At 35.3% G+C, this 17,542-nt stretch carries 23 protein-coding genes and 1 pseudogene; 13 read left to right on the top strand and 11 right to left on the bottom strand.

Annotated features, from left to right (window positions below):
• The first annotated feature begins 16 nt into the window (after positions 1-16).
• The 3 genes from BMF77_RS27525 to BMF77_RS24855 are packed head-to-tail and all read left to right on the top strand — an operon-like array spanning position 17 to position 1,074.
• Positions 17-211, top strand: a complete 195-nt coding sequence (locus BMF77_RS27525; RefSeq protein WP_210422266.1) for a hypothetical protein — start codon at positions 17-19, stop codon at positions 209-211.
• Between the two features lie 45 nt (positions 212-256).
• Complete coding sequence (locus tag BMF77_RS24860) at positions 257-481, top strand: hypothetical protein (protein WP_210422265.1); 225 nt, start codon at positions 257-259, stop codon at positions 479-481.
• Between the two features lie 5 nt (positions 482-486).
• Positions 487-1,074 carry a serine protease gene (locus tag BMF77_RS24855; protein WP_168204486.1) on the top strand — a complete coding sequence of 196 codons (588 nt, stop codon included), beginning with the start codon at positions 487-489 and terminating at the stop codon, positions 1,072-1,074.
• A 35-nt stretch (positions 1,075-1,109) separates the two neighbouring features.
• On the opposite strand, the gene BMF77_RS28345 is transcribed toward BMF77_RS24855, so the two are convergent.
• Positions 1,110-1,787, bottom strand: a complete 678-nt coding sequence (locus BMF77_RS28345) for an IS630 family transposase (protein ID WP_246863152.1) — start codon at positions 1,785-1,787, stop codon at positions 1,110-1,112.
• On the bottom strand, positions 1,682-2,164 hold the full coding sequence (locus BMF77_RS28340; RefSeq protein ID WP_246862970.1) for a helix-turn-helix domain-containing protein: 483 nt from the start codon (positions 2,162-2,164) through the stop codon (positions 1,682-1,684). The genes BMF77_RS28345 and BMF77_RS28340 overlap by 106 nt, the downstream gene beginning before the upstream one ends.
• Positions 2,165-2,245: 81 nt before the next feature.
• Between BMF77_RS28340 and BMF77_RS24845 the strand changes: the two genes are divergently transcribed.
• The 6 genes from BMF77_RS24845 (at position 2,246) to BMF77_RS27520 (ending at position 8,318) form a co-directional block, all read left to right on the top strand.
• Positions 2,246-2,656, top strand: coding sequence for a hypothetical protein (locus BMF77_RS24845; RefSeq protein ID WP_148766597.1), 411 nt, complete (start codon positions 2,246-2,248; stop codon positions 2,654-2,656).
• 8 nt (positions 2,657-2,664) lie between these two features.
• Positions 2,665-3,087: a hypothetical protein gene (locus tag BMF77_RS24840; protein ID WP_210422264.1), complete on the top strand. Its 423-nt coding sequence runs from the start codon at positions 2,665-2,667 to the stop codon at positions 3,085-3,087.
• A gap of 261 nt (positions 3,088-3,348) precedes the next feature.
• Complete coding sequence (locus BMF77_RS24835; protein ID WP_148766595.1) at positions 3,349-6,696, top strand: helicase-related protein; 3,348 nt, start codon at positions 3,349-3,351, stop codon at positions 6,694-6,696.
• A gap of 3 nt (positions 6,697-6,699) precedes the next feature.
• Complete coding sequence (locus BMF77_RS24830) at positions 6,700-7,557, top strand: hypothetical protein (protein WP_148766593.1); 858 nt, start codon at positions 6,700-6,702, stop codon at positions 7,555-7,557.
• A gap of 257 nt (positions 7,558-7,814) precedes the next feature.
• Positions 7,815-8,036: a hypothetical protein gene (locus BMF77_RS24825; RefSeq protein ID WP_148766591.1), complete on the top strand. Its 222-nt coding sequence runs from the start codon at positions 7,815-7,817 to the stop codon at positions 8,034-8,036.
• A 105-nt stretch (positions 8,037-8,141) separates the two neighbouring features.
• Positions 8,142-8,318 carry a hypothetical protein gene (locus BMF77_RS27520; RefSeq protein WP_210422263.1) on the top strand — a complete coding sequence of 59 codons (177 nt, stop codon included), beginning with the start codon at positions 8,142-8,144 and terminating at the stop codon, positions 8,316-8,318.
• A gap of 56 nt (positions 8,319-8,374) precedes the next feature.
• Here BMF77_RS27520 and BMF77_RS28335 read toward each other — a convergent pair.
• From BMF77_RS28335 to BMF77_RS24805, 4 genes and pseudogenes are all read right to left on the bottom strand, one after another.
• Positions 8,375-9,424 (bottom strand): annotated as a pseudogene (locus BMF77_RS28335) (ParM/StbA family protein); the annotation flags it as partial.
• Positions 9,425-10,422: 998 nt separating this feature from the next.
• A complete protein-coding gene (locus BMF77_RS24815; protein ID WP_148766589.1) occupies positions 10,423-10,626 on the bottom strand; it encodes a hypothetical protein in 204 nt (67 codons plus the stop codon).
• Between the two features lie 569 nt (positions 10,627-11,195).
• Entirely contained in the window at positions 11,196-11,537 is a 342-nt protein-coding gene (locus BMF77_RS24810; protein ID WP_148766587.1) for a hypothetical protein, read from the bottom strand.
• Positions 11,538-11,621: 84 nt separating this feature from the next.
• Positions 11,622-11,861: a hypothetical protein gene (locus BMF77_RS24805; protein WP_246863029.1), complete on the bottom strand. Its 240-nt coding sequence runs from the start codon at positions 11,859-11,861 to the stop codon at positions 11,622-11,624.
• Positions 11,862-12,038: 177 nt separating this feature from the next.
• Here BMF77_RS24805 and BMF77_RS24800 point away from each other — a divergent pair, with 177 nt between their 5' ends.
• On the top strand, positions 12,039-12,311 hold the full coding sequence (locus tag BMF77_RS24800) for a hypothetical protein (protein ID WP_148766586.1): 273 nt from the start codon (positions 12,039-12,041) through the stop codon (positions 12,309-12,311).
• Between the two features lie 196 nt (positions 12,312-12,507).
• Here the strand turns inward: BMF77_RS24800 and BMF77_RS29125 are convergent, their stop codons facing one another.
• The 5 genes from BMF77_RS29125 to BMF77_RS27505 all read right to left on the bottom strand — a co-directional run bounded on the left by BMF77_RS29125 (position 12,508) and on the right by BMF77_RS27505 (position 15,744).
• The gene (locus tag BMF77_RS29125) at positions 12,508-12,924 is read right to left on the bottom strand and encodes a hypothetical protein (protein ID WP_210422262.1); all 417 of its coding nucleotides are present in this window, start codon (positions 12,922-12,924) and stop codon (positions 12,508-12,510) included.
• The gene (locus BMF77_RS29120; RefSeq protein ID WP_148766584.1) at positions 12,893-13,687 is read right to left on the bottom strand and encodes a DNA (cytosine-5-)-methyltransferase; all 795 of its coding nucleotides are present in this window, start codon (positions 13,685-13,687) and stop codon (positions 12,893-12,895) included. Before BMF77_RS29120 ends, BMF77_RS29125 begins: the two co-directional genes overlap by 32 nt.
• Before the next feature lie 358 nt (positions 13,688-14,045).
• Positions 14,046-14,528 carry a hypothetical protein gene (locus tag BMF77_RS24785; protein ID WP_148766582.1) on the bottom strand — a complete coding sequence of 161 codons (483 nt, stop codon included), beginning with the start codon at positions 14,526-14,528 and terminating at the stop codon, positions 14,046-14,048.
• A complete protein-coding gene (locus tag BMF77_RS27510; RefSeq protein WP_210422261.1) occupies positions 14,525-15,475 on the bottom strand; it encodes a hypothetical protein in 951 nt (316 codons plus the stop codon). Before BMF77_RS27510 ends, BMF77_RS24785 begins: the two co-directional genes overlap by 4 nt.
• 2 nt (positions 15,476-15,477) lie before the next feature.
• Positions 15,478-15,744: a hypothetical protein gene (locus tag BMF77_RS27505; RefSeq protein WP_148766580.1), complete on the bottom strand. Its 267-nt coding sequence runs from the start codon at positions 15,742-15,744 to the stop codon at positions 15,478-15,480.
• Between the two features lie 155 nt (positions 15,745-15,899).
• Between BMF77_RS27505 and BMF77_RS24770 the strand changes: the two genes are divergently transcribed.
• From BMF77_RS24770 to BMF77_RS24760, 3 genes are all read left to right on the top strand, one after another.
• On the top strand, positions 15,900-16,241 hold the full coding sequence (locus tag BMF77_RS24770; RefSeq protein WP_148766578.1) for a hypothetical protein: 342 nt from the start codon (positions 15,900-15,902) through the stop codon (positions 16,239-16,241).
• Positions 16,242-16,450: 209 nt separating this feature from the next.
• Complete coding sequence (locus tag BMF77_RS24765; RefSeq protein ID WP_015081654.1) at positions 16,451-16,819, top strand: hypothetical protein; 369 nt, start codon at positions 16,451-16,453, stop codon at positions 16,817-16,819.
• A 370-nt stretch (positions 16,820-17,189) separates the two neighbouring features.
• The gene (locus tag BMF77_RS24760) at positions 17,190-17,507 is read left to right on the top strand and encodes a hypothetical protein (RefSeq protein WP_148766576.1); all 318 of its coding nucleotides are present in this window, start codon (positions 17,190-17,192) and stop codon (positions 17,505-17,507) included.
• Positions 17,508-17,542: the final 35 nt, after the last annotated feature.

The raw sequence follows: 17,542 nt of genomic DNA, 5'->3' as shown, positions 1-17,542 counted from the left end.
GGAATTTACGTGAACATTGTTTGATCAACAGTATTTTCTCTACAAACAATTATCTACTTATCAAGCGATCGCTAATCTTGATTTAGTAATTGGAGATAGACAACAGAGTGCGTGGAACAAAACAGAAAATTTGATGAGATGGATTAATACTGTCAGTGAAGAAGGGAACAACCTCAAGGATAGGGATAAAATTAACCGTTATCGTCGTTAGTTAGAAGTTTATGCTCATATTGTGGAGGAGAGAACAGGCTTAAAGGTGAGTAAAACCCATCTTTATTACACTAGCGAAGAATCGGGGAATCCCTATATTAGTTTTTCAGTTGATGCTAAGTCTATTAATAGCACTATTGAAACTTTTGATAAGGTGGTGCATCGGATTGAACAGAAGGATTTTAGCATTCCTGAACGCCCTATTAAAATCTGTAAGTCCTGCGATATGAAGTTTTATTGTGATACTAAAAATTGGTATTTTAAGGAGTAATGACAATGAAAGGTTATATACCAGATATTATAGAAGAAGTAAAATCAGGAATTATTCATATAGTTCATGTGGTAGATGGAAAAAGAGTTTCATCTGGTACTGGGTTTATGGTTAATGGTTATTTAGTTACAAATTATCATGTTATATATGATGCACCAAAAGATTCAAAGATTATTTTGAGAACTTATGATAGTAATATTAATGAACCTTTAAAGGGAATCATTGAGTTAGAACGTGATGAAGACGGACATTTTTCAGGCAAAACTAATAAGGGGTATAAAAACGAAGAAGGTGATTTTATTAAGGATTTTCAACTTCATGAAAAGCAAGATTATATTATTTTAAACATTCCTGAACTAAAAGAAGCAGGTTTATATAATTTTTCTTTTGAAACTCATGACAATAAAAGAGTAGGAGAAGATATATTCTTCTTAGGACATCATTTAGAACATTCTCAACTTAGTTGCCATAAGGGAATTATTTCATGCTTTTATTTTCATGAAAACCATCGGGTTGATATTATACAACTTGACGCAAGCGTTAATAATAGTAATTCAGGAAGTCCACTCATTAATCCAAACACATCTAAGTAGGTCGGCGGAAAAGTTTATAACTATGTAACGAAAAGTTAAGAAGAAGTATGTTCGTTAAATTTAATACGTTCTGTACTGTATTGTCCTTTTTCTCCCCTGGCTTTAACCCCATTCATTACGGCATAAGCAAGGTCTAACTCGTCCTCAAACATTTGTCCCGATAGTTCATCTTTTTTGAGATGCTGCCATTCCAATTCAATTGGATTCATTTCCGAGCAATATTTGGGCAGAAAGAAGATATATAAGTTCTGACTCTCCCATTTTGACCATAACTGTTGCACTTCCTTACATCGGTGTATTGGACCGTTATCCTGCACTATCACTCTTATTCGTCCGTTTTTTTCGGCTTCTTGCGCTTCTTGTTCCATCATTTGGATATAAGATTTGCGATTAACACCACCAATAACTAAACCGTAAACAAAGCTAACCTCATGTTGAATCAGCCCAATAATGCTTAATCTCCGTCCACGACGCTTTGTTTGTTCTAAATGTTTTTGCTCACCTCGCTGATAATATGTATAACTTGGTTCGCTCCACATACAGAACCCTGATTCATCCAAATATTTCAAGTCTATTTCTCCAGCCGCCGCAGATAGTGTCAACATCTCTAAGTCTGCTTGCTTAATTTCTCTGTTTTTGGGGTCTTGTTTTCCTTTGTGACTCTTTCTAGCTCGTTTCCAAATGACCCCCTTTTTTTGAGTACCCGTCTTAATCTGTCGGGACTCAATTGAATTTGGCGTTCGCTTTCTAATTTTTGAGCTAATTGAACACTGTTATATGTTCGTGGTTCTTTTTTTAGGCATTCTTCCAAAAATACTATGTCTTCTTCACCATACTTTGGTTTACACCCTCGACCAGGTAGTTCCCAAAGTCCTTCTATACCCTGTTTTTCCCATTTATGTAAGATTTCTCTGATTGTTTGAGGAGTCCAGTCAAAATGAGCAGCTATTTTTTCTACATACCAACCATGTGAATTTAACCTAATTACCTCGGCTTTATCTTTGACTTTTTGCGGCAAATCCCTTGTTCTTAGGTTCAACAGGGTTTTATCTTGCTCACGAGTTAAAAATACCCTTAAACGAGCACCCATATTTTAATCACCTCACTAGATTTATTTTCCGTATTTACTTATCTTTACATAGTTTGGTTTCTTTGCGCCGACTTACTTAAGGTGATTGGTATTGTTACACAAAAAGAATCTGGATTAACTAAAAACTTTGACACGATGTATTCAGTTATTCAAGGTAAGATAATGGATTTAGGTCATAAAAACCAATCTTTCATAAATAAACAAAATGATAAAGTTGAAGAACTAGAATGTGAATTAAAAAATCTTTCTGAGAAGAATACAAATATATTTATCAAGCATGAAAATCTGGAGAAAGAGTTAAAAATTTATGAGCAAATACACAATATTCTAGATGATAGAAATCATATAACGCCACTAATTAGAGCAATCATCCATAGCAATTTTAATTTACTGAGAATAGCCAATGAGATTAAACGTTCTGCTAATGTAGGCATTGGCTATGCTTATTCTGTTCAACATCTTATAAAGAAAAGCTTTTATATTGAAGGATAAAAACTAAAATGACTAACCAACCAGCACTCAATCTTAACTTAACCGATACTAAAAAAATAGACTCAGTTGAAGATTATGAATTTGAGCCGATTAAGGGCTATCCTATGCTTCGTTGGCAGGGTAAACGTCCCTTTACTTCTACAGTTTATTATCCTGCTCAGTTAAAGGAAAGGCACGGTAATGAAGTTGATGGATGGATAAATAATATTTTCTGGGGTGATAACCTTCAGGTAATGAGTCATTTATTGAAAGAGTTTAGGGGCAAGGTTAATTTAGTTTATATTGACCCTCCTTTTGATTCTAAAGCTGATTATAAAAAGAAGATTAGTTTAAAAGGTAAACAAGTTACTAATGATCAGACCGCATTTGAAGAAAAGCAATACACGGATATTTGGACGAATGATAAATATTTGCAGTTTATGTATGGCTAGACTGTGCCAAATTAGGAGTTTTGTCCGCTAACAAATCAGAAAAACCGCCAAAAGCCTTGTCATTAAAGATTTTTTGATGTTCAACTTTCTTGGATTTTTTAACCGATCATTTTTCTTAAGTATAAAAAAATTTCATTGAGATTACACTTGCCGAAACTAATGATAGTTAAGGATTTCAACTTTTTAAGGTTTTCTTAAAATACAAATTTCCCCTTTTGGCACAATCTAGCCAATTTCTACTTTATAGGATATATATCATAAATGGTTAATATTTTTAATAACACACAAGAGCATCTACTACCTAGATTAAGAGAAAGCATTGCTAGTTCTTATCAAGCTAAATTTTGTTTAGCCTATTTTAATCTTAGAGGATGGCAGCAAATTGGTGATTTGATTGAAAAATTTCATGGAGGTGAAAACAACTGTTGCCAGTTACTGATTGGTATACCGAATATACCTGAAGATGAGGTGTGTTCAGCCTATTCTCCCCCAGCGATTGAAAACTATATTGATAACAGAAGAGCTAACAATCTGAAAAAACATATTCTATCTAATTTTCGTCAACAGCTTACTATTGGTATACCTACAAACAAGGACGAAGCTAGTTTACGGCTTCTTAGTAACCAGTTAAAAACTAAGAAAGTCATTGTCAAACTGTTTTTACCTTATCCAATTCACGTTGATTTCTACCTAATATACTCTTATTGTATTAACAATTCGGTATTTGCATTCCTTGGAGCAAACAATATAACCCTATCAGGAATAACCAAAAAACTAGAGGCAAGTATTGAGGTTTTAGAAAACGATGCTTGTGATGAATTGCAAAAATTATTTGATAGTCACTGGAACGATAACTGGTGTATTGATATATCTAAAGAGTTAGTAGAAATAATTGATGAAAGTTGGGCTGGAGAAAGACAAATTACACCTTATCATATTTATCTAAAGATAGCATATCACCTCTCATCAGAAGCAATAAATAGTCTGTCAGAGTTTCGTATTCCCCGTGAATTTGAAAATATTTTATTTGCTTTTCAGAAAGCTGCTGTACAAATTGCCGCTCAAAAAATAAATAAGCGAGGAGGTGTTTTAATTGGTGATGTAGTTGGACTAGGAAAAACTTTAGTTGCAACAGTTCTAACTCGTATTTTTGAGGAAAAATATGGGATTAGTACCTTAATTATATGTCCTACAAACCTTGAAAAAATGTGGCAGATGTATATTGATAAATACGGTATGCGTGCTAAAATATTACCTCTTAGCCAAGTTAAGAAAGAGAAACTACAAAATATACAAGCTCGTTTCAAAATGGTATTAATTGACGAAAGCCACAATCTAAGAAATAGAAAACGTAAACGATACAAAGCTATACGAGAATATATAAAAGAGACAGAAAGTAAATGTATTTTATTATCAGCAACGCCTTATAACAAGACATATTTAGATTTATCTTCACAATTAGGTTTGTTTATACCAGAAGATAAAAATGTATTTATCCGACCAGAATCTCTAATAAGTGAGATAGGAGAAATAGAATTTTTAAAATTACATCAATGTTCAATTACTTCACTTTCTGCGTTTGAGAAAAGCAATTATCCTCAAGATTGGCGAGATTTAATGAGGCTTTTTATGGTACGGCGCACCCGCAAATTTATCAAAGATAACTACACCACACAAGATGAATTGAATCGTGCATATTTAAAATTGCCAGATGGCAACCGCTTCTATTTCCCTGAAAGGCTACCGAAAACTATCAAATTTAAAGTTGGTACTCCTGATAATGATCCCTATGCGCTACTTTATTCAGAAAAAGTTATACAAGTAATTAGTGACTTAAATTTACCTCGTTATGGTTTACGCAATTATATTTTATCTTGTCAACAACACATACTAACTACACAAGAAAAAGATATTATAGATGGATTATCTCGTGCAGGAAAACAAGTTTTAGGATTTTGTAGAATTAATTTATTTAAAAGATTAGAAAGTTGTGCAGATTCTTTCATCTTATCAATTAAACGTCATATTCTGCGAAATTATATTTATTTATACGCGATTGAAAATGGTTTAGACATTCCAATCGGTACGCAAGATATTGCATTGCTAATAACAGAAATTAATGATGAAGACAAGGATATTACATTTACAAATCTTGATGAAAATTTATTAAAATTGAATAGTAATTATACGCATCAGGCTGCTGTTATTTACCAAAAATATGTGAACGAATACAAGCATAAATTTAAATGGTTGCGTCCAACACTATTTAGTAAAAAATTGAAAGACGATTTACTTGATGATGCAGAAGCACTCAATAATATTCTTAATGAATATAATAATTTATCAACTAAAAAGGATGAAAAATTGGAGGCATTAATAAAACTACTGCAAATAGATCATCCGTTAGAAAAAGTATTAATTTTCTCTCAATTTTCAGATACAGTTGATTATTTACATAAAAAACTTAAAAACAGAAATATTACCCAAGTAGAAAAAGTAACTGGGAAGTCAAATGATCCAACAGGCACTGCTTGGCGTTTTAGTCCTATAAGTAATGAAAAAGCCCAGCATGAATTTTCTATAAATGAAGAATTGCGAATATTAATCGCTACAGATGTATTAAGTGAAGGTCAAAATCTTCAAGACTCTGCCATTATTGTTAATTATGATTTGCCTTGGGCTATTATTCGTTTAATTCAGCGTGCTGGTCGAGTAGATCGGATTGGACAGCAATCACCAGAGATATTATGCTACTCTTTTCTCCCTGCTGATGGAGTAGAGCAAATTATTAATTTGAGAGGAAGACTTCACAAAAGACTGCGAGAAAATGCAGAAGTAATAGGCACTGATGAAATTTTTTTTGAAGATGAGAAAAATCAACAAGTTATTCTAGATGACCTTTACAATGAGAAGTCAGGAACTTTGGATAGTGATGAAGATACTGAGGTTGATCTAATCTCTGAAGCTTACGAAATTTGGAAAAATGCAACTGATGGAAATCCATCACTTAAGAAGACAATTAAAAATTTGCCAAGCGTAGTTTATTCAACTCGTTCAGTTCCATCATTGTCATCAGAAGGAATTATTTTATTGTTCAAGGTTGCTGAAGACAATTTATCATTGATATGGATTGACCAGAGTGGTAATGTTGTCACTCAGTCTCCAACAAAGATTTTAAGATATGCTGCTTGTGATCCAAATACACCTCCTAGCCAAGCAGATGAACGCCATCATCAATTAGTACGGCGTAGTGTCGAAATAATAATTGAAGAAGGCAAAAATGTTGGTGGTCAGCTAGGTGGAAAAAAAGGTGCTAGATTTCGTACTTATGAACAATTGAAGCAACATTTTCTAGAAACCGCAGGAACAGAGATTGATTCTCAAGAAATACAAAAGGTTATTGAAGAAATTTACCGCTTTCCATTGCAACAATCGGCAAATAAAACTCTCAACCAAAGACTAAATTTAAAAATCAGTAGTAAAGATTTAGTAAATCTAGTCCTTAAATTGCATAGAGAAGATAGCCTTTGTGAATTTGATAATAAATTTGAGCAACAAGAACCTCAACTTATATGTTCTCTTGGCTTATTCTCTGCAAAGGAAAATTAAGCGATGGAATTCGATCCAATTTGTGTGGACAAATACTTAAAAGAATTTGATTTTCTATCTCTTTTTATTCAAGCACTGGGATGGAACTATTACAAAAGTTATCCTTTGCAACTCTCAGTTAATAGCCAAATTTATATTCTTAATACTTTTGCTGAAAAGCGCGGTATGGTTATTTATACTTGTCAGCCTGATAGTTTTGGGGAAATTCCCAATGTTGTCACTCGTTGTCGAATAGAGCGTGAATTAACAAAATATACTTACGAACATTTGATTATTTATACAGATGTCAATCAAACTCGACAAATATGGCAATGGGTAAGGAGAAAAATACAGGAAGAAGTTTTTCGAGAATACATTTTTTTTAAAGATAAATATGAAGACTTATCTCTTCCAATGTTAGAAAAGATATTTTTCCCATTAAATAAAGAAGATGATATTACATTATTTTATGTAATAAATTGTGTTAAAAAAGCTTTTGATATACCTGGAAAAGAAAATAAATTTGTTAGAGATGATATAACAGATGAAAGCATTGCTCAAGAAGTTTTAATGCTAATAGCTAAATTTAGGCTAGTAAAAGCTGATAACAAAATTGAATTTTCTGAAAAAATAAAATGCCTCTTAGAATCGGAAGATACACGAGAACAGTTAATAGAACAGCTTCCACGAAAAAAGATTTATACTGAATGGATGAATTGGATGAATATTATAAATGTATTGAGCGAAAATATAAACAGTATATTTGATATTCTCACCGATGAAGATATGGAGATGGTATTACAGCGTTGTGGCTTAAGTGATTACTCTATGAAGACTTTGGAAGAGGAGGATGGAAGAGAAGCTAAACTGCTACTTAATTAAAACACGCTTTGCAACATTTATTTACAACGTGTCCTATTTTGCGCGTATCCTGGTTGAACTCAATATAGCGATCGCTCATAACTACCACAATTTTCAGTGATCGCTCTCCCAACCAATATCCTAAACAGCGATCGCACTGGATTAGTAAAATTACGGAATTTACGCTATAAAATACGGTCAACCGTATAGCTGATGTATTAGTTTTTATCTACGATAGAGAAAATACAGAACAAATCAAACTACAGTAGGTACAAATTATGATGGTGAAAAACCTGAACAAATATAAGTTAATGGAGAAAAAACTAGATAACGCAATTCAGTATTTAAAAAATGAGATATCAGAAGAATATGAGCTAAGAATTTCACTTTATGACGGTACTGATGATAACAAGCGTCATACAGAGCCATTAAAAAAACCTATTATTCTTTTATTGCATAGAGACAATATAGTTAAGTGGGTAGATATTTATTGTAATTAATGAACATCATAATTCTAAGAAATCCAAATCTTGTGATATTCTTGACTAGAAGGGACAGTACACAGTGCGTTTAGACTCATTTGTACGCAACGAATAAATTTAATAATGTTGCAAAAATTACCCCTGGGTAAACGTCTGGCTATTACTGCCTTACTGGCTTCAATTGCTGGTTTGAATTTTTCCATCCATGTAATTGATATCAGTAACTCCGAATCTCGGTCAACAAACATAAAAATGGAACTTGAACTGAGATTCAGAGGAGGTTTACCAAAGTCTAAATAAGTATTTACACCCTTAACCGTTGTACATCAACAGTTAAGGGTTTATTTTATCATTGATCATTCTTCTGACCTAAAAGCGCGAGAAGCAGATAATTGAGCCTCTCCATAAATATACTGCCCTAAAGCATTAGCTTGGCGAGAAGGTGCGGCTAAATAGGCATTTACCTGATGTTCTTTCAACAACCTTTGCAAATCTTCCCAGAAAAACTCTCCACCACCACCTGTAATAATTACATACGTTACCCCTTCTGGCAACCAAGCAAGGATACGGGAAGAAGTTTCTCTAGAAAACTGCTCTGTTAAATTGGGGATAAAATCATCTAAGTTCGTAGCTTTCCAAGCACCTTGGGGACGGTAAAATCTTTCACCCTTTGGTTTATTAACAGCAGCAATTAATCTTAATGATTGACTATCAGCACCTTCTATATCGCAAGCTATCAATTCATAAAACTTGCTCATTCCAAAGTCTTCACTCTTAGAACTATTTCTAGAAAAGCGGAAATTATCCACCATAACCATATCAATAGTTTGATGTCCAATATCAACAATTCCCAGACATATTTTTGTCAAATCAGGCATTGTAATGGGTTTATTTGGTTGAGTTTCTGACCACAGTAAACTACCATAACCATTTGGCATTATCCATACTTTAGTGATATTTAAAAATACAGATTCACCCCGAAAATTAAATAGATGAGGTCCGGTAATCATACTAATCAATTGTGCTTTCTCTCTATCAAATTGGTATATAGATAAGAAAGGTAAACTTATCACTACTGATATTTCATCTTTGAGTTTAAAATAACCAGCCGCAGCTAACACTTTTACTAACGCATCCTCTACTTTTGATTGACCAACTCCTAAATTTGCGCCACATTCTGCTGCCATTTGTCCTAGAATATAGCCACTACCTTGATGTACTAACCATACATCCATTAAAGGATCAATAGGATCAAGAGATATTCTATACTTGTCTATATCATGATAAAAAGTGTCTGAAAATGAGATTTGCTTGATGTTAGCAGGAATAAATGCTACATTACCTGGCTCACGACTAACACAGGCTTTTGTACTGGTTCTACCTAAATCAACACTAAGAATATTTTCCAGTAATAGTTCTCTATGGTTATTCGTTACACTCTCTAAAAGCGTTTCATCTAACAGCGTCTCATAATAATCATCAGGAATAATAATTAAGTTCTCTTTTATTTCTTTAAGAAATTGATTAGCTTCCTCTACTAATGATTTCAAATCATCAATAGATTCTGCCGTAGTTTCTTTGTCAATTTCGCACATTAATGAAATAACACATTGGTGTAATTTCACCGCAAATCCTACAGATTCTTTTTCAAATGCAACCAATAAATCAACTAAGTCACTATCATAAGTGAAAGCATCAATATATTGTGTATTTTCAGTAGCTAACTGATGGTATTCTTGCTCTAACTTGGCGTATTTATCAATTAATTCATCAATGATTTTGGTTTTTTCTGCAATTAATTCTTTTTGCGTTGTATTTTCCGCAGTCAGTTGATCATATTTTTTCTGTAAATTTCCATATTTATCATTTAACTCACTGATAAATTGTTTATTTTTGGTAATTAATTGTTGAGAATTAGCTAAATTATCAAGATGTTGTTTATTCTCATCAGCTATTTGATGATATTCTTGCTCTATATTTTCATATCTACTCGTTAATTCATCAATAATTTGTGTGTTTTGTGCAATTACTTCCCTAGCCTGATTTAATTCATCAATCTTTTTGGTGTTTTCATCAGTAAGTTGATGATATCCTTTGTCTAAATTGGTATATTTATCACTTAATTCATTAGCAACTTTTTTGTAATGTTTAGCTGCTTGTCTATTCTTATCTCCCGCAGCATAAGCAGCAAAAGCACCAATAGCAAGACCTATAACACCAAATAAAAAAGGAATCATCGGTATCATAAAATTTTTCACCTATTATATATTCAACTTATTCATAAATGGCGATCGCTATTTCAACTTATTCCCAAACGGTGATCGCACTTAGCCTGACACGCAATTGCCCTATCCAGTTAGAACTAGATAGGGCAAGATTCAGTGGAAAAACGCGATGAATTTACCTAACCTTTAATGACTCGATAAATTCCATAGGTAGCAAGTCCTGCTAATGCCCCAACTGCCGCCCCAACAGGACCGGCTGCTGCTCCAAAACCTGCACCACCACCAACCATACCAGCCGCAGTCACACCAGTTACAGCAACTACACCATATCCTGCTGCCGCGCCAGCACCTGCTGCACCCGCAGCTTTTGCCGCTTCATCCATAATTTTCCTCCTAACAGTAAATCAATTTTGTCCAACAAAATTAGAGTTCCCACAACTGGGGGCTAACTGCACAATTGAGCAGCAAGCGATCGCTCCCAACTCAAAACCAAAATATCACAATACTGTCAGCACTAACGTTTTGTTACATAACAGCATAGCTATGTAAACAAAATTTAAAAACAGGTGAGAGAACCTGCATTCTTTGTTAAGATTCATGAATAAATATGTTGTTTTCTATATCATTTTGTGTCAGATATTAGGATAAAATCCCCACAGAATCGGAGTTTTCTGCTAAAAAACTCTTATTGCCGAAGATCATTGAAGTCACAAACGGCCATATCAACCGTGATGAACTCCACAAGAACACGCCTGCTAATTGAGTATTCGGGCAATTGCAGCGATAGCGAAGCGCTCCGTAGGAATCGCCTTTAATAAATTCTACTGGGAAAAGGTGCGATAGCGAACCGCTGGTGGAATCGCTGGTTAAGAATGTTGGAAAGGTTGCCCCCACATTTCCTTTGTTCCATCCTACTGTCAAAATTTTCTTAGAGGAAAATCCCAAAGGTACGTTATTCCCCTAAATAATCTATCACTGCTTCCAAATCTAACATTGCCTGATTAAATCTATTTAACATTGCTTCTGCTACTTCTGGTTCACTATTAACATTTTGTAGTTTTTCTCTCACCACATGGTCAAGTGCTTCTATCCACAGTGATAAATTGGTATTTCGTACTGCTGCTAATAACCCCATATTCGTAAGTATAGACAAATGAAAACCTAGATTATCTTGTCCACCATACCCCAGATATCCATTACTCAGTTCTAGTTTTCCTGGGGTAAATTCCTCATATTGGTCAAAGGTGATACCCTTGGGTTCTAATTGTGGTTGTGGTAAAGATGGTTGAGTCATAATGTTATACAACAAGTAATTGTGACATTTGCAAAACACGGTCATTCCAACTGCCAAGTTCATCAATAATTTGATTTCGTGCTTCTATGTTATTCCAAACTTCTGAACTAAATTAGCTAACTCAAAAGCATAGTTAAATTCTATATCAGGGGCTATCCATTCAATAAAATACATAGTTTCTCTAATTAAACTTTTGACAACATCATTATTATTAGAATCCAGTAATAAACACTGAATTTGTTTTAAGTGATTGTCTAACTTATTTAACCTGATAAAAACATCATCTTTAATAAATATTGTTTGTAAAGTAATTAAGTTAGTCATCCCAAAACCTCTATAAAACTTTAATTCCTGTAAAATTTGCTCTATTTGTTATGGTGTAGCACGACCATAAATAATCTCTATCAATTAAATCCACTTCTTTACATAACTACTTTTAAATTTATTGATATTTTAAATAAAATATAGGATAATTATAGGAGTTATTACCAGGGAATCCCAATGGACAGAGATCATTACGATAAGTTAAGTGGTGAAGAAAAGTTAGCATTTTTGGAAATTGCTACTGAACATTTGACTATAGATGAAAAAGCTAAGTTGGTAAAGAAATTATTTCCTATCAAAGACGATAATAGTTGCTCTGTAACAATGGGAAATTCTCAAGTCCATGCTAATACTGTTTATCAATTTAATCTTAACAGTAAAGATGAAACAGCAAACTTGTTAGAAGCTATCATAGTTAAAATTCGTGATACTAACAATAAAAGTCAATGAGTTTTTGGGGCAAGGATTTTAAAATCCCACCCACCCCCTGATATTTTCTGTTTGGATATCTTACTTTTATCCAAACTTATTTTTTGTTTTAATATACATTCTTTCACACGCATCACAAAGTCAAGGAATCCCAGTTACTAAATTTACTAAGTTCCCGCTGTGGAATTAGCGGATAAAAATTCTTAGAGGAAAATGATTATTTATCAGATTTCCTGTAGTTTTTACTGAGTGCTATAAACTCCCTGATATTTTGTACAGAATTACCGTTGTATATCATGTTGGCAACTTGGGTAACTATTTTCGTGGAAACTCCCAGAGAACGGTTTTTCCACTGGCCATCAATCTTTTCCTCCCAACTATACCCCCAACGCCAATGTAGATAATTATGCTTATCTCGTTCACCTTCAACACGGGGATAACTAACTATTGTTCCATTCTTTAATTTCTTATTTTCTATATATTGATATAAACAACCACAGGCATTAGATTTATCCGTACTTAAACTTTCCTCTAAGAATTTCTCAGTAAGTGAAGTTTCTTGATTTAATTCCTCAGTATCTAAGTTTTCCTCTAAGAATTTCTCAGTAGTTATTGACCCCGGCAATTGTGGCAAGGTATTGAACTCTGTTAACTCCGATGGCGGCAACTCTGGGATCAAGAAGATTTCCTGCTGCCTGTCTTTGTTTTCTAATAGTGCCGTTGCCGGACGGGACTCCGAGGGGTCTAGCCAACTCGGCGGGATATCGTACCACTCGCTGAGGATAACCGGGTTTAGCACTTCGCCTTTGTGCAACAGTCCCAGCTTTTTCAATTGTGTTTCTAGCTTGGTTTGTCCAGGGGGTCGTCCGTTCCCAGTTGAGCTTAATGCACCGGGAGATTCCAACCAAAAGTAATCGTTGTCTAAGAAAGGGGGCTGCAAAGTGTCCTGAACATACACAAAGCCATTCCGCATCATACCCGCTGCTGTCAATGGTTGTGACCACGCCCCTAAAATATGACCCTGTTGGTTGTCCTGGGTAGTCGGGACAGGTGAGTAATCCGGTAACGTTTTCGATACAAAAGAATTTGGGCTGGATTCTGGTAATACTTTCCAGCACTGCGGGGAAACAGTCTCGCTCGTCGGTTGCTCCCAATCGTTTACCGTTGATGGAGAAGGGCTGACAGGGTGCTGAAGCTGTAATAACGTCAATTCCTCTGATGTCTTGAACTGGTAAACCTCGCACGTCTCCGTAGTTGTGGACACCGGGGAATCGTTTACTGAGGATGTCTGTACAGTAGTTATCGTTCTCGCAGATTCCCACAAGTTCCCAACCTGCGCGGAGTCCGGCAATTGCAAAACCTGCACCAACGCCGGAGCATAAATCGAGTTGTCGCATTTTTCCTCTAAGAAAATCAAACTAATTTTGCTAATTTTGTCACCGACATCAAACCACCCCATTGAAAAGCCTAATTCCACTGCTTGATTGACAACTGATATTTCAGTGGTGAGGGCTTGACTGAGTTCTGCTGTGGAAGCTGCTGATCCATCACTTAGGAATAAAGTTATTCCTCCCAACAATTCCCAATGTTCAATGAGTTGGTTTAAATACCAAACAGGACTTAGATACCGTTGTTTGATGTAGTCAGTAACGGGAATGATCCAGTCTTTCCAGATAATCTTGTCACCATCATAGAAACCTTCATGCCAGTTTTGAGGGTAATTCCAAGGTGTAGTTAGTACACTGGTTTTCATAGTTACTCACTCCCCAAATACGCTGTTGAAGCTGCTTCCCAGTCAAAGTTTTCAACTTCTTTTTTGCGCTCTTGTATTTCCCGGTTGTCATTGTCTGTGCGGTCAGGGACTCCGGGCATTGCCATTGTTTTAGTTAAGGCGCGGATATCAACTTGACGTTGTACTGTGTTATGCCAGTTCTGACGCTCGATTAAATCCAACTTTTGACAAACCAGTGAAGAAAATCGCATATCAAAATTTTCACTGCCTATATTAGCTCCAAATTTTTGCTCAAAAGCATGGCAGTTTGGGTTTTGGCAGACTGGCCATTTATCTTCTGAACTGTTGTAGTTAGGTATTATTTTTCGAGCTAAGTTGCGATTTATTACTCCGTAGTCTTGGCAACAAAAACAAGTCCATTTAGGGTAAAAAATCTCTTTTTCATCCTGGGACTGAGGTGCTTGTAAAGGCATCCGTTCAAATTGCGGTAAATCACTAAGATTCATAACTCATTTATCCAAATCAAATTATTAGAGTCAGCCCACTTATAAAAGCTGCGACGTTCTTTTTCTTCTGCTTTGTCTTCAAAGTAGAAAGCTACATACCCCATAGTGCGAATTTTGTTTAACCACTCTTCTCGTTGTGGGTGGTTCTCCCATTTCGTGGCCTGCGTGGTGGAAACTTTACCTTGGGATTTTTCCCACTGCGATCGCAATTCCTCAAAATGCACTTCAATCCATCTTTGGGGCAATGTTGGAGCGTTAGGTAATCTATTGGCTTTATCTAAACCAAATTTTTCAAAATCCTCTCTCTCGCTATCTGATAAGTCTGAGAGAAAGTCTTGGTAAGTTTGATTAGTTTGATTAGTCTGAGGAGCGGTGGAATCCTGATTTGGCAATGGTTCTAACTCTTGATTGGGGCTTAAATTAGCTCCTTCGGGGTTTAAATAATCTTTTTCGGGGCTTAAATTAGCTCCTTCGGGGCTTAAATAATCTTTTTCGGGGCTTAAATTAGCTCCTTCGGGGCTTAAATAAGCCGAACGATTATCCTGACTGGGTTTGGGCTTAGATTTAGAGGGAGATTTTAACCTATCGGCCTCAGCCCTAGCATTAGCGGCGGTGGTATTATGACCCTGAATGACTACGGTGCGGTATTCATAAAGCCCTAGACTACGAAGTTTTCTGAAATCCTTTTCAACAGCTTCTACTGAACTACCTATAGCCACAGCAATTTCTGGGATAGAAGGGAGATCATGATATTTGATTTCACCATCGGTCGTATAATCAGCAAACGGGTCAATAAGCATTAAATAGATCCAAAGACGGCATTGATTACCAGTTAACTTGTTGGTAATTACCAAAGCAGCGTCACGCTTAGAAATCATGAAATAACCTTGCATTCTTGATTCCTCGATTGGTTGTGGATAACGAACAGTGCGAGTTTTGGTAGTCATGGCTAATGCACCCCCAAAGTAATTGAGAGTAAATAACTGGTTATTGCTTCTGGTTGAAAAATTTTGGTGAGTATGGCTATGCCACGCAAGCTATCACTACAGTCAGACTCTAAACGCTTGAAAAGCACTTTTGATAATACTTTCAACGCGGTGGACTGTAGAAAAACACTGGTAAAAAAGTCCAGTAAATCCGGTTTTATTGATGCTGAAGTCCAACAATCTCCTAGTTTGGACTGGAGACAGTGGAAAAATCCCTGGTTATGAGTCATAATTAGGTTAAGAAATTTATTAAATTTGCTTTTTGCCTTAGCCACTGTTTATGGTTAAGGTATTTCTTTACAACTGAATTTAAGTTCCCCCCATTGCCGAAAAATTAGTTTTTGCTATATAACAAGAATATAAACTATAATTCTGCTAAATAACAATGATAGAACCTAAAGAAATATTAATTGAGGCGATAGAACAGGCAATTAGTGAAGGAATGACCAATGCCAAACTTTCTCGCGCGTCCGGTGTAAACAATAGTATGATTTCACGGTTGTTAACTAGAGAAAGAGAAGATATAAGGTCTGGAGATTTCTTTAAGCTGGTTTATTCATTGCCCCAACACATCAAATCAGCAACTTTGGCTAAGTTAGGGATGGTGAACTTTGACTTAGCGGCAATTGCGGCAAGCTCACCTCCAGAGGAAAAAGCTAGAGTGTTGGAAGCGATCGCCCATTCTTTAACAGCGCAAAACAAAGAAAAAGCTAAAGCAGTGGCGTAAACTAAGAAACCTGATCCATTTGTTTAGAAATTGACTGCCCCCCATTGCAAACTAAAGGTAATTAGATTAAAATCGTTGGTGTGTAACTTATGGAAATTTCTAAGTTAGACGCTAGAGCGAAAAGAGTTTGATACTGTTGTGGTACTATTGGCAGTAAATATCTAATTTGCTATAAACTAAATATAATCTTAAAATACCTATAACGCAATATGAATCACAGAGAAATTTTAATTGACGCATTAAACAAAGCGATCGCACGGGGACAAACCGCAGTCAATATATCTAAAATGTCTGGAGTCAGCGGTAGTTCTTTAAGTCGGTTAATGAAGGGTCTTCAAGAAGATTTATATGCTGGCTTTTATTTCAGCATTTTGGATTGCTTAGACGATGATATTCGGAAAGAAGCACTGACAAAACTGGGGATAAAAACCAAAGTCCAGCCAGAAGAAATGGTGAAATATTTGAACGGTCAGGAAATAGCGCAATTGATTCCGTTTTTAGGTAAAGAAGATAGAGCAGATATAATGCAAGCACTGGCATTATCACTGCGCTCATCTGACCAAAAAGTTTGCGCTTAAAACCGAATATAAATACAATTATCCAGTCCTTTGTGGTGGATAGTCCTAAAATTCAATAATTTGTAGTATTCTTGTATTATTTTCCGCATCAAAATACTAGAACCTTAATCTCTATAGACCGTAGATTTCACATCTGCTAAGACTTGTCAAGAACTAAGTGCAAATACTATCAATAATGTTAAGTCTAAGGATTCAATCAAAATATACTATGATAACTAAAGTGCATAATAGTACCAATATTTGCTAATTTAAAACTGTAAACATTGATTAAGCGATAGTGTTGATAGGATATTCCTAGAAGAAAGGGCTAGAATATTCAAGTATCAACAAATCTATACAGGTCAACAACAGAAAAGTAGAGAGTATCAGGGTGACTGAAGATATTTTGAAGCAAATACTTAATCAATGCCATCAATTGGATGACACAGCCGTTAGCAATATCATCAAAAATCTAGTTGATAAACTGGAGCATCAGGAAAAATCTGCCCTGTTGGAACAGCTTGCTTCTGATATGAGTTCAGATATTAAAGCCAAACTAATTAAGGGGTTATTGGGCGACACTGGATTAAAGGTAACGTTTGGACAAGCACAGGTGACTGCTACCAATTTCATTAATATTCAGTCGGCTTCTACAGAACAATTATCAAACATCATGTTAGCCATTGCCGATCTGATCAGAAAGTCTTAGTTTGCTTGTATTATTGTGTTCCCTGTTATGCTCGG

This window comes from Dolichospermum sp. UHCC 0315A (assembly GCF_008121535.1).
Lineage (GTDB): Bacteria > Cyanobacteriota > Cyanobacteriia > Cyanobacteriales > Nostocaceae > Dolichospermum > Dolichospermum lemmermannii.
The sequence above is the reverse complement of the archived record's forward strand: the minus strand, read 5'-3'. Positions and strand labels throughout refer to the sequence as shown.

Excerpts from the sequence above, each read along its gene's own strand:
- BMF77_RS24830 (WP_148766593.1), top strand. The coding sequence starts at position 6,700 with ATGGAATTCGATCCAATTTGTGTGGACAAATACTTAAAAGAATTTGAT.
- BMF77_RS24770 (WP_148766578.1), top strand. The coding sequence starts at position 15,900 with ATGATAGAACCTAAAGAAATATTAATTGAGGCGATAGAACAGGCAATT.
- BMF77_RS24815 (WP_148766589.1), bottom strand. The coding sequence starts at position 10,626 with ATGGATGAAGCGGCAAAAGCTGCGGGTGCAGCAGGTGCTGGCGCGGCA.
- BMF77_RS27505 (WP_148766580.1), bottom strand. The coding sequence starts at position 15,744 with ATGACTCATAACCAGGGATTTTTCCACTGTCTCCAGTCCAAACTAGGA.
- BMF77_RS27520 (WP_210422263.1), top strand. The coding sequence starts at position 8,142 with ATGTTGCAAAAATTACCCCTGGGTAAACGTCTGGCTATTACTGCCTTA.
- BMF77_RS28340 (WP_246862970.1), bottom strand. The coding sequence starts at position 2,164 with ATGGGTGCTCGTTTAAGGGTATTTTTAACTCGTGAGCAAGATAAAACC.
- BMF77_RS24825 (WP_148766591.1), top strand. The coding sequence starts at position 7,815 with ATGATGGTGAAAAACCTGAACAAATATAAGTTAATGGAGAAAAAACTA.
- BMF77_RS24765 (WP_015081654.1), top strand. The coding sequence starts at position 16,451 with ATGAATCACAGAGAAATTTTAATTGACGCATTAAACAAAGCGATCGCA.
- BMF77_RS29120 (WP_148766584.1), bottom strand. The coding sequence starts at position 13,687 with ATGCGACAACTCGATTTATGCTCCGGCGTTGGTGCAGGTTTTGCAATT.
- BMF77_RS24785 (WP_148766582.1), bottom strand. The coding sequence starts at position 14,528 with ATGAATCTTAGTGATTTACCGCAATTTGAACGGATGCCTTTACAAGCA.
- BMF77_RS24800 (WP_148766586.1), top strand. The coding sequence starts at position 12,039 with ATGGACAGAGATCATTACGATAAGTTAAGTGGTGAAGAAAAGTTAGCA.
- BMF77_RS24855 (WP_168204486.1), top strand. The coding sequence starts at position 487 with ATGAAAGGTTATATACCAGATATTATAGAAGAAGTAAAATCAGGAATT.
- BMF77_RS27510 (WP_210422261.1), bottom strand. The coding sequence starts at position 15,475 with ATGACTACCAAAACTCGCACTGTTCGTTATCCACAACCAATCGAGGAA.
- BMF77_RS24840 (WP_210422264.1), top strand. The coding sequence starts at position 2,665 with ATGACTAACCAACCAGCACTCAATCTTAACTTAACCGATACTAAAAAA.
- BMF77_RS24810 (WP_148766587.1), bottom strand. The coding sequence starts at position 11,537 with ATGACTCAACCATCTTTACCACAACCACAATTAGAACCCAAGGGTATC.
- BMF77_RS24805 (WP_246863029.1), bottom strand. The coding sequence starts at position 11,861 with ATGACTAACTTAATTACTTTACAAACAATATTTATTAAAGATGATGTT.
- BMF77_RS24835 (WP_148766595.1), top strand. The coding sequence starts at position 3,349 with ATGGTTAATATTTTTAATAACACACAAGAGCATCTACTACCTAGATTA.